Origin of the sequence: Bacillus sp. B25(2016b), from assembly GCF_001679765.1 — a bacterium.
Taxonomy (GTDB): domain Bacteria; phylum Bacillota; class Bacilli; order Bacillales; family Bacillaceae_G; genus Bacillus_A; species Bacillus_A thuringiensis_K.
The window spans coordinates 407,694-423,317 of the sequence record NZ_CP016285.1 but is presented as its reverse complement, the minus strand read 5'-3'; the positions used below and the strand labels follow the sequence as shown (position 1 = coordinate 423,317).

Here is a 15,624-nt window from a genome sequence, read left to right as displayed (position 1 = left end):
GTATTTTTTTGGTACCCTTATATACGAGTCCTATTTTGTAATATAAGAACAATACCCATTGTAGAGCTGTAATACTCTTATCTCCTAATCTGTTATAGTTTTTATAACAGAACAAAAAAGTGTACATATGTTGTACACTTTTTTTGTTACTACTCTAAAACATCTCTTTTTCTATTGCCGTCATAGAATCCGCCACGATTGTCTGTTAATGCAATTATTTGCTCTAGTCCCTCTATATGATCACCTATAATTCGAAGTACAGCTGGAGGGTGACCTATTTTTGCGAAATGTTCACTGGGACGAATACGGTTCATCTTATCAACCTCAACATGATATACACATGCAATTTCAAATCCAGAAAGAAGAGCCTTCACTTGTGCTACACAAGGTGACAATAAAGATTTATACCCAATTGCTTTCAAACACTTTTGGCTAAATGCATTAGGTACCGCAATAAGTGATCCTACCCCTAAATCCTTTCTATCACAAGCTAAATTTAATGCATATTTAAATGCAGTTACAAGATGAAGCGGTACTCTTAAATCTAAATAATGATTTAGATCATTTAATGCGACATCCATTCCATCTGCAATAGCTTTTGCGAAAGGATATAGTTCCCTAGCCGGGATAACAAAGTCACCGTCTATAAACAACACAATATCGCCTTTTGCAAAGTAAGTTCCAAGTGAACGCCCTACATCGTTTCCAAGTGCTTCTTTATATACAATTGTTGTTGCTCCCTTTTCTTTTGCAATCGTTGCGGTTTGATCAGACGAGCCATTTACTACAACGATAATTTCAAAAGGTTCAATTTTTCGAAGTTCATCTATAACATTTCCAATTGTTTTCTCTTCATCTTGTACAGGAATAATGACTGATAATTGCTTTCCTTTATACAATTTAGATGTAATGCCCCATCCTTGATAAAAATCTTCGAAATCTAGAGTATGATAGACACTATCCCTTTTCCTATTTCCATCATAATATCCTCCGCGCTCATCACTACCTACTATTCGCTCCGCTACAGCTTCTATATGATCACCTATCATCCGTTTTTCAGATTGCGACAGACCCGTGCCATATGCAGCATGCTCGGTCGGCCGAAATTTATTTGGCGTAATAACGTCAATTGCACAATGCCGACTAATTCTCCATTCACTTTGAACTAGGCGTAAATGAGCGACAATAGGATTAACAAAGCTTTCATATCCAATGCTTTGAACGACTTCTTTCGTCAACGCATGAGGTGCATCTAATAAGGAATCAATTTTTAATTCTTCACGCTCTAACATTGCATTTAATATTTGGCGCCATACTGTAATAGAATTGGGTTTTTGCCTTTTTAAAAATAATGCATCCAAGTTATTTAAAACGATGTCGGTCTGATCATGTAAAATCGGATTCAGGAATAATTGTAATTTGGAAGTTTGAATAGCAAAATCACCATCTATAAATAGTAATACATCACCTATCGCGTGTTTTGCGCCAACCGCACGGCCAACATCGTTCCCTAGTAGCTCCGTATGCTTGATTACTTTACACCCTAAACGATCAGCAACCTCTTCTGTACCATCGTTACAACCGTTTGCTACTACAATAATCTCTATTGGATTTAATCCTTTTGCCGATTGGATAACATCTGAAATCGTTTCAACTTCATTACATACAGGTATAATGACCGATAGTGACTTAGCCATTATTTTCTTCACGGAACCACTTAATAGTTTCTTTCAATCCTTCTTCCCACGTTACTTCTGCTTGAAACTGAACAAGTTCTCTTAATTTCGCAACATCCGGTCTTCTATTTGGAATTTCTTCAAATCCATGTGGGTATACCTCTTCGAAAGGAACTTGGACAATTTTCGAAGAAGATTTCGTTAGTTTTTTAATTACTTCTGCTACTTCTTTTATACTCTTTTCATTCTCAGAACCTATGTTAATAATTTCACCATTTACCTTTTCATCCATCGCTCGAATCGTTGCCTCTACCGCATCACTTACATACGTAAAACAACGTGTCTGCTCTCCATCTCCATATACGAGAATGTCTTCTCCTTGCAGTGCCGCACTAATAAATCGCGGGATTACCCCTGCATACGGACCATCTTTCGCTCTTGGACCATAAATATTAAAATAACGAACAATCGTTACCGGTAAACCTTCTAATGCGTATCCTAAACATAATGTTTCTTCTAATGTTTTACACACTGCATAACTCCAGCGTATTTTAGAAGTTGCCCCGTATAATCGATCTCCCTCTTCAGAGAAAGGCGGCTTGGCCTTACCATATACTTCTGAAGTAGAAGCAAAAACTACTTTCTTCTTTCCTTTTAACGCTGCTTGTAAAATATTTCTCGTCCCATCAAAATTCGTTTCTATGAGCTCTATACTTTTTTCCATTGTTGTTTTCACACCTAAAATTGCTGCTAAATGAAACACGACATCATGCTGATCTACTAATTCATAAATAGAATTTTTATCTAAAACACTTATTGGAATAACACGGATTTCTTTCATTAACTCTTTATGATACTTATTTTTACCTTTATAAAAGTTATCCACAACAGTGACCTCATAACCTCTTCTCATCAACTCTTCAGCTAAATGCGACCCGATAAATCCGGCCCCACCTGTAATTAAACATTTCTTACTCATTTACTCACCTTCTTTACGATCCCGCGTGTATCTATTACTTGATCCATTCCTTTAAAAAGCTTCCAATCAATATTTGAATGATCCGTTAAAATTAAAATACAATCCGCTTTTTTAACTTTTTCTTCATCTAAAGAAACAGATTGGTACACCTTATCTCCCATTTCCGCGGAAGAAATATAAGGATCATGATATTCTATCTCGTATCCTTTATTTCTTAATAACTGAATAATCGGTAACGCTGGTGATTCTCTCAAATCATTTACATCTTTTTTATACGCAATCCCTACAATTAACACCATTGCAGGTGATTGCACCACACTTTTTACTTTCCGGACTATTTTCTCTGGCATTTCTTCATTAATCACATGTGCAGCCTCAATTAATTGACTAATTTCCCCATTCTTTTTTATTCTCCATTGGAAATATAAAGGATCTACTGGAATACAATGTCCTCCTATTCCTGGTCCTGGCCAATATGGGGTAAATCCAAATGGTTTTGTAGATGCGGCTTCAAGCGCCTCATAAAAATCAATTCCTAAACTTTCACATAGTGTGTTTAACTCATTTACTAAGGAAATATTGACTAGGCGCTGAATATTTTCAAATAACTTACACATTTCCGCTACTTTTGGAGAACTAACTGGAACAACTACATCAAATGTAGTGCTATACAACTCCTGTACTTTTTGTTTACACTTTTCTGTTTGTCCACTAATAACTTTTGGAATAACTTGAACTGAATATTGACTATTTGCTGGATCAATTCTCTCAGGGGAATATCCGATATAGAAATCTTCACCTACCTTTTTACCATTTTGAGAAATAATAGGTAGGATGACTTCTTCAAGTGTGCCTGGATATGTGGAGCTTTCAAAAATGAAGGTTTGTCCTTTTTGAAGGTTTTGTTGTATATAATGCGAAGCTGAAATGAGGGCACTTAAGTCTGGTTCTCTTTGTTCATTAATTGGAGTCGGGACAGTGACAATAACATAATCACTATTTTGAAAATCAGCAATGCCTTGATCCGGTGTATTTACTGTTAATTTTTTTTTGGTCAATAAACTTTGTAACTCTTTAGAAGAAACATCCGGAATATAACTTTCTCCTTTTATAATTGAATCTATTTTTCTAATATCTTTATCTAATCCAAGTACTGTATGCCCTCTTTCTACAAAATGTACTGCTAAAGGAAGGCCAACATACCCTAACCCAATAATAGCTACTTTACTACTATTCATTTGTATTCTCTTCTTCCCTTCTCAATTGTTGAATTATATCTCTATCTCTATCTCCATCAGTAAAGCCACCGCGTTCGTCCGTACGTTGTAATAAATACGCAATCGCCTCAATTTGATCACCGAAAATACGATCAAATGCTGAAATACGTCCATTTACAAATTCGTGTTGCTCTGGACGTACTCGATTTGTTTTTATAACATCTACTAACTCTACTGCTGTAATAGAGAATCCTTCTAAAATAGCTTTCACTTGTGCTAATGGCGGAATGATAAGGGAGTCATATCCTATTTTCTCTATTACCTTCTTATGAATGGCATGTGGTACAGCAGTTAGTGAGTTATTCCATAAATCTGGTCTTTTCGCTACCAAATTCAAAAAGTATTTTCCCATACTAATTGGATCTGCTGGATGAAACATATCTAATAAGCATTGTAAATCATTTAACACCACGTCATTTCCATCTTCAACAGCATGTAAAAATGGAGTGAGTTTTTTTGCTGGAATAACAAAATCACCATCAGCGAATAAACAAATATCTGCCGTAGCATGCATGGCCCCTATTGCTCGTGCTACATTATGTCCAAGCGCCTTCGTAAATTCAACAACAATAACATTCTCTAGCTTTGCCTGTTTAACAGTCTCAACATCTGCTCCATTCGCGACAACTATAATTTCATCTACACCTGCTTCTTTCACTTCTTGTATAACAGACCTTATAGTTGTTTTCTCTTCTGATACCGGGATAATGGCACTATATTTCGCTTTTTTCTTTTGTAATAAAACTGGTTTATACTTTCCTACAAACTCTCTATCTCTATTGTCCTCTGAAAAATCACCGCGATTACCGTATGTTTCAATTACGTATTGTAAAGCACGCAAATGATCACCCATAATACGACTAGTCGCTTTCGGATAAGGAGAGCCAGGTGATGTGCCCGTATGGACAGGACGAACTTTATTTGTGTAAATGACATCAACTGAAGCCATATCAGAAATATCTACTCCTCTAGACATCGCCATCGCTTGAAATAGTGCTGGATCCGCTAAATTCCACCATCCTAGTTTTTCAATCACTTCACGACTTATCGCATGTGGTATCGCAATTAAAGATCCTACAACAAACTCTTTTTTGTTCAAATAACGGTTTAACATATATTTTCCAACCGTCGTATAATGCGGTCTCATCTTCAAATAAACGGACCATGTTAAATTATTTAAAACAATCTCATGTCCTTGCTGTATTCCTTTAATAAAATTGTATAATTCTTCACTTTTCATGACGATATCGCCATCTAAAAATAAAACAATTTCACCTTTTGCTTCTCTAGCACCAATTGCCCGTCCCACATCATTACCAAGGGAATATCTATAATAAATCACACGGCAATTATGCTGTAGCGCTATTTCTTTCGTACCATCTGTCGATCCATTATCTACTATGATAATTTCATATGGTTCGAGCTTTCTTACTTCTATTAAAACTTTTGATAAAGTACTTGCTTCATTATGCACTGGAATCACAACTGACACTCTCATACTTGCATCACTCTTACCCTTCCAAGCGAACATAAGCAATAATAGGAATACGTACAACTACATCTTCTGGTGGTCCATAAGAAGGAGAAGTACGAACAATTACTGCCCCATCCGTCACAGATAAAAGAACGCCTGCAATGATTTCTACAGCTGTCACAACTTGCACTAGTTCCCCAACATGGTTACGTAATTCATCAGTAAATAACATATATAACTCTCCTTTCTTACGCTTCTTTAATTGATATAATACTTGTAAATGGTAATAAAACTTCTGTTCCTATTCCTTCTCGCAGTGTTAAGAAATCATCTCCAACCGCTACAATCACACCCGTTAACTGTCCAACTGTCACAGTAATTTCTACGTTTTTACCCAAATACTGCTCTGCAATTTCTTTAAATGGTGATGTATTACATTCTTTTAAAATGTTACAAATAATAGATTGAAATCTACTTGATTCAATAAATTCCTCTGTAGCTTGCTTAGAATTTCTTTGAATAAATCTCGCGAAGTTTTGTGAAAATAAAAGTCTTTCCACAGCAGGTAATAACTTATTATCTAAAAAATAATCTAATTGCCTATTAACCAATCTCGATAATTTATGCCAATATTTTCTGAACAGACACATACACTTCTCCTCCTATTATTTTTAGATTATAAAATTTCACATCCATACATCTTAATGTATACAAAATAGATATTTTTGTGATAGGTAAGACATACATTTTCTAAAAGAAATATTTGGTTCAAGGCATAAAAAAAACTATCCAAAAGGATAGTTTCTTACACTTCAATATTCCGCAATATCGAATAAATGTCGTTATTCACTTTACCAAATGATTTAATGTTATTTTGAATGTTAGATAATAAAACAACATATACACTACCATTTTTACTAAATCCGTTTAAGCAATTCCATCCTGGCATTACACCGTGATTCGAATAGCTTCCTGGGTCTACGTACCATCCAAACCCGTAATCCTTTTTTCCACCCGTAAACATTTGATCGTAACTCTCTTTTGAAATTAATTTACCAGAGAATAGTGCTTCGTTAAATAAATATAAATCATGCGCACTTGTGTATATATCACCACAACCATATAGTTGTGACATGCTCGGAATATTAGGTGTTGTCATATTATTATTTACTATTTTATAACCCGTTGATGGGAATCTTGTTTGTTCTAACGCTGTGCCAAAACCAGAATGTTTCATACCCGCAATAGCAAAAATATGTTGTTTAATATATTCTTCGAGCGACTGTCCACTTACCTTCTCGGCAATGTATGCAAGTATAGAGTAATTCGAATCAGAATACTTCCACTTCTCTCCTGGACCACCAATACGCTTTTGATTTCCTATCCGCTTTATCAGTTCTTCATGAGAAATATCTTCTTTTCCCTGCTCATATTCGGGAATCCCTGATGTATGTGTTAATAGATGTTTTAGCTGAATACTATTACCTTGAGGAAAGTCTGGAATATACTTTGCAACAGTATCTTCTACTTGTAATTTATTTTGATCTTTCAACTGCATAATAGCGGTTGCCACAAACGCCTTTGAAATAGAGCCAATATAAAAAGTTGTCTCTGAATTATTTGGTACTTGCTGCTCTTTATTTGCCATGCCGTACCCTTTATTTAAAAGAACTTTTCCATTCTTCACAATAACAGCCGTACCACTAAATCCTGCGTTTTGTAAATACTGGTCCAATTGAGCGTTTTCATTAATTTCTTGAGGTGGTCCCTCGGTAAGCTTCTCCACAGCTTGCGCTTGCTTCACTTGTTCTTCCTGCTCTTTTTGTTTTTGTTGTTTTTGTTCTTCTTGCTTCTTTTTTTCTTCTTCTTTCTTTTTTAGCTCTTCTTGTTTCTTCATTTCTGCTGCCGCTTTTAAAGTTTCTTCTTTCTTATTATGCGCAACAATTTTTGTATACATGAAATATACAAGTGATAGTAGTAAGACGAAAATAATTGTTCTTTTTATGTATACAATCGGCCGACGTGCTTCCCTATTCGCATTATTTTTTTCCTGATCCATAATTGCTTTTTTCCCCTTACTCAACAATAATTTAATTCGTCTACTAAAGAATTATTTTAGTAGATTATGGATAATCCATTCTATATCATCCCTACTTTATCACGCACTGCACATATTACCAACCTATATGTACAAAAAAGAAAAAGAAAATTTACAAAAGTAAGATTCCCTTTAAATTATTAACAAAAAAGAGGATATCCTCTAAAAAATTGATGTCATCAATCTTTTCGGATATCCTCTTATCGTATTAGTTATACGTGTTTTTTCATATCATCGGCAACAGATTCAACATTTGTACCTACGATAACTTGGACACTCGTGTTACTTAATTTCATAACACCTTTCGCACCAGCACGTTTTAACGCTGCTTCGTTTACTTGACCAGCATCTTTTACTTGTAAGCGTAGACGTGTTGCACAGTTATCAATAACAGTTAAGTTTTCTTTTCCACCTAAAGCTGCTACGTAAGTTTCACCAATTGAACCTGCAACTGGTGCATCACCATCTTCAACTAACTCATCATCATCTTCACGACCAGGAGTTTTTAAATCGAACTTCTTAATTAAGAAGTAGAATACTATGAAATAAATTGCTGCGTAAATTAAACCGATACCTGCTAGTAAGACTGGTTTTGTTGCAATACCGAAGTTTAAAGCGTAATCGATTGCACCGGCACTAAATGAGAAACCATCATGAATGCCAAGTGATGTTGTAATAAATAAAGAAAGACCTGTTAGTACAGCATGAATACCATATAATACTGGTGATAAGAACATGAATGAGAATTCAATAGGCTCTGTAATACCAGTTAAGAATGAAGTTAATGCTAGACCAGCTAACATACCAGTAACTGCTTTACGCTTTTCTGGTTTAGCAGCTGCAATCATCGCGAAACATGCTGCTGGTAAACCGAACATCATAACTGGGAAGAAACCAGTCATAAACATACCCGCTGTTTTATCTCCGGCAAGGAAACGAGCAATATCACCATTAACAACATTACCTGCTGCATTTGTAAAGTCCCCAAATACAAACCAGAAGTATGTGTTCATTACGTGGTGTAAACCAATTGGGATTAATAAACGGTTTAATAAACCAAACAATCCTGAACCAATTGCACCTAAATTAACAATTCCATGAGCTAATGCATCAATACCATTTTGAATTGTTGGCCAAATTTGTGCAAATAGAATTCCTAATATCAGCATCACAACTGATGTAACAATTGGGACGAAACGTTTTCCAGCAAAGAAACCTAACCATTCTGGAAGTTTAATCTTATGGAATTTATTATAAAGAAGTCCCGCTATAACACCGACAATAATACCACCTAAAACCTTCATATCTACTTTAGTCGATAATTCAGCAGCCTTAGATACTTGTGTCATTGTATCCGCAAGCTTAGATGGATCTACATTTGCGCTATTACCTATTAAATCTTGGACTTTACCCAATTTATCTTGTAATTCAGCAGTTGAATACCCTTTGCTAAGCGCATCAATACTATTTTTCATAACAAGATAACCAATTGCACCTGCAAGACCTGCTGCACCACTACCATCCACTGAAAGACCGATTGCAATACCAATTGCAAAAATAAGTGCTAAGTTATCAAAAACTGCTGCGCCGGCCTGTGCCATAACAGGAATATCAAATACATCTGGTTGCCCTAAACGAAGCAATAATCCTGCTGCTGGTAGTACTGCGATCGGAAGCATTAAAGCTTTACCAATACGTTGTAAAAACTGCAACATTTTAATTCCCCCTAATCAAATTTATGAAATCGTTATCATTATAAGTACGCTTTAGAAAACGCTTTCTATTACATAACCATAATAACATATAGTTGTATAGATGTGTAGTTTTTATTTCTGAACTTTTTATGGATAAATCTCCTATTTCCAAACTGTTATATAAAAGGAAAATTCTCCTTTTTAAAATACAGAATACTCGAAACGAAAGACCTATTATAGCACATTGAACTTTCGTTTTATCATTCCACTTTTTCATGTTATTATTTATTTCCGAGCATATCGGGAAAAGTAAACTTAGTTAATTCAAAATAGGAGCGTTGGTACTATGCAGTGCATTGAAACAAACAACTTACAACAGTTGTTAGAACAAGTAAAACCATATACGAAAAAAGGAAAACTTGCTACTTATATCCCCGAACTAGGAAATGCAAATCCAGACGATTTAGGGATTGCCATTTTCCATAAAGAAACAGAATATATCCATGCAGGCAACTCACAAACACTATTTACTCTTCAAAGTATTTCCAAAGTAATTACACTTGCCCTTGCCCTTTTAGACCGTGGTGAAGAATATGTATTTTCTAAAGTTGGAATGGAACCAACGGGTGACCCATTTAATTCTATTATTAAGTTAGAAACGACAAGTCCATCCAAACCCCTTAATCCAATGATAAATGCAGGGGCTTTAGCTATTACAAGCATGCTAGCAGGAAAAGATAACGAGGAAAAAATGGAACGTATTCTTCATTTTGTACGTGAAATAACAGATAATCCTACTATTAATTATTCCTCTAAAGTTGCCGATTCAGAACTAGAGACAGCTTACCTAAACCGTTCACTTTGTTATTATATGAAACAAAACGGAATTATCGATTGTGATATTGAAGAACTTATGGATTTATATACTCGTCAATGCGCAGTTGAAGTAAACTGCATCGATTTAGCACGTATCGGCTTAATTTTTGCAATGGATGGATATGATCCATATAAGAAAAAACAAATTATCCCTAAGCATATTACAAAAATTTGCAAAACATTTATGGTCACATGTGGTATGTATAACGAATCTGGTGAATTTGCAATTCGTGTTGGTATTCCTGCAAAAAGTGGTGTAGCCGGTGGTATTTTTGGCTGCGTAAAAGGAGACATGGGAATCGGTATTTTCGGACCAGCTTTAGATGCAAACGGAAATAGTATTGCCGGTTTTAAAATTCTTGAACTTCTTTCTGCTCAAGAAGGTTGGAGCATTTTTTAATCGCGAGTTATCCTGCTATACTAGCAGGATTTTTTATTTCGCCAAAACCTCACTTTTGTCAGTTATCAATCCTCTTACAAAAACAGTGCTGAAAGTTTCTCTATATCATGCATATTTGTTCCCCCCTCCTGAATAATATAGTACAACCTAGCGCTATATGTGGAGGTGTGAAAGATGAAACTAATATTTCAAATGGGAAAACAACCTGTTCTTGAAAAAACAATCCTTCTTTTTATATTGAGTATTGTAGAAAGCTTGAAGTTAAAAGTTGTTTCACTCGACGAAGCTCACCGATACATATTCAATTTAGAAGTACTTGAATTATTAATGGATCGGAACATCGATGATCAAGTACTTGAACTTATTCATTTCGGGATGGGACTTGAAGACATTTATCATGTGCTTCCTGAAGAACTTGAGCATACGATTGAGGAATTAAAGTGGCTTTGCATTCAAGTATTAAGTGAGTACAGTATGCATGAAGAATCCGAACAATTAATTGAAGATATACGGTAAAAAAGCACCTATGTAGGTGCTTTTAATGTTTTTTTAAACTATTTTTATACGCCTCAATATTTACTGGTAGCTCTTCCTCTTCCAAAGTATGTTCATTTACATCTTTATGAATGAACGCACCTTTAGGTGGTTGATGATCATGCCCTTTTTTCTTATGATCAAATGCTTTCCCGCGTCCCATACAAATCCCCCTTTCTTAAAAGAAATCCGTATTAGTATGGAGAAAAGTACGTCGATATATGCAATCTCTTGCTGTATTTCCAAGGAAATACTCGAACCTTGTTTTCTACTCTCCTTACAACAACTGATCGATCCCAATAAGAATTAATAATAGTCCTGCGATAACTGTCGCCCATTTCCCTAAGTATTCTGCTAAAAATCGTTTTCCTACATACGCAAAACCACTAATACAAATAAAACTAAACACCCCAGAAATAGTCGCTGTAAGCCAAAGATTTAAATTTGTTACCCCTGCATCAAATCCACCTGCAATATTATTAATAGACAACGCAACTCCTAAAACAATTGCTTCTGAGAAACTAATTGTTTTAGAACCATCAAAATCTGCTTTTTCCGGATTACGTAAAATGCCCATAAGTACATTACCATCTTTAGAACCTGCAGTATTTTTTTGACCCAAGAAAGGCTGGCACAAAATAAACACACCGATTACCCCTAAAACGATTGCTCCAATCAGATTTGCTGTAAACTCTGAAATAAATAACGCAATCCAGTTTCCAAAAAATCCAGCTAGTAAAGTAAATAAAAATCCAAAGAATGCGATGATAAAATTGTTAAACCACGAAATACGAATTTTACGAATGCCATATGCAATTCCAACACCTGCATTATCTAAATTAGAAGCGATCCCGATTAAAAAAATTGAAAATAAGCCTACTGTACTCATAAATAGTCACCCCTTTTTCTCACTTTTCAATGCATATTATGAAAATGTTGAGCAACTGTGCCTGTCTGTTTCATATACTTGTAATAAATGCTCAATATTTTTTCAATACTAAAAAAGGAGTGCCTACACTATGGCTAATGAAAACCCGAATGATCGGCTTGGCAAATTAATAAAAAAACTTTTAAAAGAACGCGCCTTATCTATGCGCCAACTAGGAATACTTACAAATATTGATCCTGCAACAGTTTCAAGAATTATTAATGGCAAACAACCGCCAAAACAAAAACATCTACAAAAATTTGCAGAATGTCTTCAAGTTCCACCCCAATTGTTATTTGATGAAATGTACCCTGATTCTCCTCACATTAATAAAGAAAAAACGGATATGTACACATCTCTTGATACCATTCAGCAAACTTTACAATCCTCTAACTCATTCGATTTCGATTACACTACAACTCGCGTAAAACAAGAACTTGAAAATTACGAACGCTATGCCCAGACAACAGAAGGCGAAAAACGTATTCATGACAGTTTTGCAAGCAAATTAGAGCAAATTGATAGTGCTGGTCCTTTTATTGAACAATTAACAGATATGTATCAACAATTTTGTAATGAAACCATTTCAAAAGAAGAACGTGCAGTTCTTGGGAGCGCATTACTTTATTTCATATTATCGACAGATATTATTCCCGACTATCTCTTTCCAATTGGCTATTTAGATGATGCGATTGCCGTTGAATTAGCGAAAGAGAAATTAATTGAAATGAAACGAAAGACATAGCAAAATAAAGAACTATTTCAGTTGTTTATATTCAACTCTGAAATAGTTCAATAAAAAATCGTACAAGTATACATACTCGTACGATTTTACTATACAAATCTATTTTTTCGTGTGGCACCATTCATATATAAATGCTGTTATCACTTTTGTAAATTCAATTAACTGTTGAACTTCAACTTTCTCATTTACAGAATGTGCTTCTTCTAATGTACCTGGTCCATATATAATGGCTGGAATGTGAAACTCACTAAACCAACCGCCATCAGTTACCGTTGCAGACATATCTAAAATTGCATTTTTTGATAAAATAGACTCGTGTACTGAGCTAAGTTTTTTTACAGCTGCATGTTCCCTATCGACTTCTAATGAAGGGAAAATTTCACCACGATCTACGATCATTGATTCTCCGCCCCACTTAAATTGTGGCGGATTTTCACTTAACCATGGATCGGCAGCTGCCACCTTTCCAATATACTCTTCAATTTCTTTTATTATTTGTTCATGTGTTTCATTCGGATAGAAGTGCACTGTTATCCATAATCGGCACTCATCCGCAATAAACGCCGCATGCCTTCCTCCCTCAATAACAGCTGGATTAATTGTTGTTGTTCCAGACGGATAGCCTTCATATGTTTTCATAACTGCCCAATGACGCTCTAATTCTTGTAAACTTTGCACAATTTTCATCATTTTTTCAATTGCACTCGCTCCAAATAAACGTCCTCCAGCATGGATTATTTGCCTACGCGTTGCATCATGAAACGTTTGAGGGCTTTTCACAGTAATCCAGCCAGTAATTACGCCGCCCTGTCCTTGCATATGTAAATTACTCGTATCCACTACGACTGCAAAATCAGCATCGTAACCTCGCCTGCAGCATTGAAGTGTGCCAGCTTCTCCAACTTCTTCTCCAATTACGGATTGAAAGATTAAATCTCCAGGTAATTCAATACCAGCTTCTTGTAATAGCTGAATAGCAAATAGCGCTCCAGCTAGTCCCCCTTTCATATCAGCTGCGCCACGTCCAACTAACCAACCATCTTTTATAAATGGCTCAAACGGATTTGTTTCCCACGCCTCATCTGCTGACACTTCAGCTACATCCATATGACCATTAATGATAAGACTTTTATATGAATCACTTTTTATTCCTTTTTTAACCCCGACAACGTTTGGGTCATTCGGATATACATCCCATTTATCAATACTAAAATTTCGTTTTCTTAGAAACTCTGCAACAAATTCTTGCGCTTCATTTGTATTTCTCGCTGGCGGTGCTGGTGTTTCAAAACGAATTAATGTTTTTGTAAGTTCTAACAATTCCTCTTTCCTTGAATCTATTTGTTTTAATAACTGCGAAACTTCTGGATTCATCGCTAATTCCCCTTTGCATACATAGTATGTTTCCAGCTTTATTTTCACAAAAAAAGAGACTGTTTACAATTTTACAGTCTCCTAATTAATCACTATTATAAACTCTCTACTTCCGTTGTATTTGTCTTTTCAATATGCTCTACATTACTTCCCTTATTTCTTGTAGCACGATAAAACAGTAAACAAACAATCATAAATGGAATACCACAATATAATGCCATTCTTTGTTCTGGAATAAAGGCCATTCCAACGATTACTGTTAAATTTAATACTAACGCAAGAAGTGGTACAAATGGATACAATGGTGTTTTAAATTTCAAGTCCTTCACATCCCCGCCCTGCTTAACATATGTCCTTCTAGCTAATAAGTTAGATAGAGCAATAGATGCCCAAACTAGTATCGCTCCGAATCCAGCGATAGAAAGCAGCCATAAATAAACTGTATCTTCCGCATAAATACCTGATAATAATGAGAGACAACCTACAATTGTGCTTACAATCAATGCATAAATAGGAACACCGTTTTTAGATAACTTACCAAAAATCGGACTAATCATTCCTTGATTAGACATAGACCATAGCATACGAGAAGTTGCATATAATCCTGAATTTGCAACGGATAGCACTGCTGTAATAATAACGAAATTTATAATATCTGCTGCATAAGGAATACCAATTTTATCAAATACAACTACAAATGGACTTTCAATTACTCCTGCTTGCTGCCAAGGGAATAGTCCAGCAAGAATAAAAATAGATAGTACAAAGAAAACAAGTATACGCCAAACTGTATTGTTAATTGCCTTCGGGATTGTTTTCTCTGGATTTTCACTCTCACCTGCTGCAATACCAACTAATTCTGTTCCTTGGAAAGAAAAATTAACTGCGATCATCGTAATTAAAATGGCTGATAATCCATTGGGGAACAACCCACCATAATCAGTAAAGCTAGAGAACATTGGCGCTGGTTCATTTCCTTTCATATCTAGAAAACCAAACATTGCCGCCCCGCCTAAAATAATAAATGCAATAATTGTAATTACTTTAATACTTGCAAACCAAAATTCCACTTCCGCAAAACTTCTTGAAGATAACGCATTAATAGCAAAGAGCAGTACCGCGAACACTACACACCAAATCCATGACGGTACATCAGGAAACCAACGTTTCATCAAAATACTAACTGCAATTAATTCAATACCTATCGTAGCAGACCAGTTTAACCATGACATCCATCCCACTACATAACCTGCTGCAGGGGAAATATGCTTTGTCGCATACGTTTGATAAGACCCTGCGTCAGGCATCGCAACAGCTAATTCTCCAAGACAGAGCATCGTTAAATACATTACAAATCCACCGACAAGATACGCTACAATTGCTCCTCCAGGTCCAGCCTCATGAATCGTATAACCTGACCCTAAAAAAAGTCCTGTACCAATAACTCCACCGAGTGCAATCATAAATATGTGCCTACTTTTCAATTCTCTTTTTAATCCTTGGTTTTGATCCATCATATAAATCCCCCCTTTTCACTTTGCCAACCCATTTAATGTAAGCGTTTTTAAA

15 protein-coding genes and 1 pseudogene are annotated in these 15,624 nt (G+C 35.5%); 3 read left to right on the top strand and 13 right to left on the bottom strand.

Annotation, left to right across the window (positions count from 1 at the left end; genetic code table 11):
• Positions 1 to 149: 149 nt before the first annotated feature.
• From BAQ53_RS02250 to BAQ53_RS26410, 9 genes and pseudogenes are all read right to left on the bottom strand, one after another.
• Positions 150 to 1,697 carry a glycosyltransferase family 2 protein gene (locus BAQ53_RS02250; protein ID WP_002181881.1) on the bottom strand — a complete coding sequence of 516 codons (1,548 nt, stop codon included), beginning with the start codon at positions 1,695 to 1,697 and terminating at the stop codon, positions 150 to 152.
• Positions 1,690 to 2,655, bottom strand: coding sequence for a UDP-N-acetyl-alpha-D-glucosaminuronate decarboxylase (locus tag BAQ53_RS02245; RefSeq protein WP_000037019.1), 966 nt, complete (start codon positions 2,653 to 2,655; stop codon positions 1,690 to 1,692). The genes BAQ53_RS02250 and BAQ53_RS02245 overlap by 8 nt, the downstream gene beginning before the upstream one ends.
• On the bottom strand, positions 2,652 to 3,893 hold the full coding sequence (locus BAQ53_RS02240) for a nucleotide sugar dehydrogenase (protein WP_208906455.1): 1,242 nt from the start codon (positions 3,891 to 3,893) through the stop codon (positions 2,652 to 2,654). The genes BAQ53_RS02245 and BAQ53_RS02240 overlap by 4 nt, the downstream gene beginning before the upstream one ends.
• Positions 3,886 to 5,430 carry a glycosyltransferase family 2 protein gene (locus BAQ53_RS02235; RefSeq protein ID WP_208906454.1) on the bottom strand — a complete coding sequence of 515 codons (1,545 nt, stop codon included), beginning with the start codon at positions 5,428 to 5,430 and terminating at the stop codon, positions 3,886 to 3,888. The genes BAQ53_RS02240 and BAQ53_RS02235 overlap by 8 nt, the downstream gene beginning before the upstream one ends.
• A 13-nt stretch (positions 5,431 to 5,443) precedes the next feature.
• On the bottom strand, positions 5,444 to 5,638 hold the full coding sequence (locus BAQ53_RS02230) for an LSm family protein (protein ID WP_000899469.1): 195 nt from the start codon (positions 5,636 to 5,638) through the stop codon (positions 5,444 to 5,446).
• A gap of 16 nt (positions 5,639 to 5,654) precedes the next feature.
• Positions 5,655 to 6,056, bottom strand: a complete 402-nt coding sequence (locus BAQ53_RS02225) for an LSm family protein (RefSeq protein ID WP_208906453.1) — start codon at positions 6,054 to 6,056, stop codon at positions 5,655 to 5,657.
• A gap of 155 nt (positions 6,057 to 6,211) precedes the next feature.
• Positions 6,212 to 7,465 (bottom strand): serine hydrolase domain-containing protein, encoded by a 1,254-nt coding sequence (locus BAQ53_RS02220; protein ID WP_000371847.1) that lies wholly within the window; start codon positions 7,463 to 7,465, stop codon positions 6,212 to 6,214.
• Positions 7,466 to 7,716: 251 nt separating this feature from the next.
• A complete protein-coding gene (nagE, locus tag BAQ53_RS02215) occupies positions 7,717 to 9,219 on the bottom strand; it encodes an N-acetylglucosamine-specific PTS transporter subunit IIBC (RefSeq protein WP_000938892.1) in 1,503 nt (500 codons plus the stop codon).
• Between the two features lie 141 nt (positions 9,220 to 9,360).
• Positions 9,361 to 9,475 (bottom strand): annotated as a pseudogene (locus tag BAQ53_RS26410) (transcriptional regulator).
• Positions 9,476 to 9,544: 69 nt separating this feature from the next.
• On the opposite strand from BAQ53_RS26410, the gene glsA reads away from it, so the two are divergent.
• Both glsA and BAQ53_RS02205 read left to right on the top strand, forming a co-directional pair.
• Positions 9,545 to 10,474, top strand: coding sequence for a glutaminase A (gene glsA / locus BAQ53_RS02210; protein WP_001149850.1), 930 nt, complete (start codon positions 9,545 to 9,547; stop codon positions 10,472 to 10,474).
• Positions 10,475 to 10,648: 174 nt separating this feature from the next.
• Positions 10,649 to 10,990 (top strand): DUF3969 family protein, encoded by a 342-nt coding sequence (locus BAQ53_RS02205; protein WP_000766604.1) that lies wholly within the window; start codon positions 10,649 to 10,651, stop codon positions 10,988 to 10,990.
• Between the two features lie 22 nt (positions 10,991 to 11,012).
• Here the strand turns inward: BAQ53_RS02205 and BAQ53_RS02200 are convergent, their stop codons facing one another.
• Together BAQ53_RS02200 and ytaF are read right to left on the bottom strand one after the other, a co-directional pair.
• A complete protein-coding gene (locus BAQ53_RS02200) occupies positions 11,013 to 11,171 on the bottom strand; it encodes a hypothetical protein (RefSeq protein ID WP_000532409.1) in 159 nt (52 codons plus the stop codon).
• 114 nt (positions 11,172 to 11,285) lie between these two features.
• Positions 11,286 to 11,897, bottom strand: a complete 612-nt coding sequence (gene ytaF / locus BAQ53_RS02195) for a sporulation membrane protein YtaF (protein WP_000108731.1) — start codon at positions 11,895 to 11,897, stop codon at positions 11,286 to 11,288.
• Positions 11,898 to 12,027: 130 nt separating this feature from the next.
• Between ytaF and BAQ53_RS02190 the strand changes: the two genes are divergently transcribed.
• The gene (locus tag BAQ53_RS02190) at positions 12,028 to 12,681 is read left to right on the top strand and encodes a DUF1232 domain-containing protein (protein ID WP_001262778.1); all 654 of its coding nucleotides are present in this window, start codon (positions 12,028 to 12,030) and stop codon (positions 12,679 to 12,681) included.
• A gap of 99 nt (positions 12,682 to 12,780) precedes the next feature.
• Here BAQ53_RS02190 and BAQ53_RS02185 read toward each other — a convergent pair whose 3' ends face one another.
• Positions 12,781 to 14,055, bottom strand: coding sequence for an acetylornithine deacetylase (locus tag BAQ53_RS02185; RefSeq protein ID WP_001067763.1), 1,275 nt, complete (start codon positions 14,053 to 14,055; stop codon positions 12,781 to 12,783).
• 95 nt (positions 14,056 to 14,150) lie between these two features.
• Positions 14,151 to 15,572 carry an amino acid permease gene (locus BAQ53_RS02180; protein ID WP_000969256.1) on the bottom strand — a complete coding sequence of 474 codons (1,422 nt, stop codon included), beginning with the start codon at positions 15,570 to 15,572 and terminating at the stop codon, positions 14,151 to 14,153.
• Positions 15,573 to 15,624 lie beyond the last annotated feature (52 nt).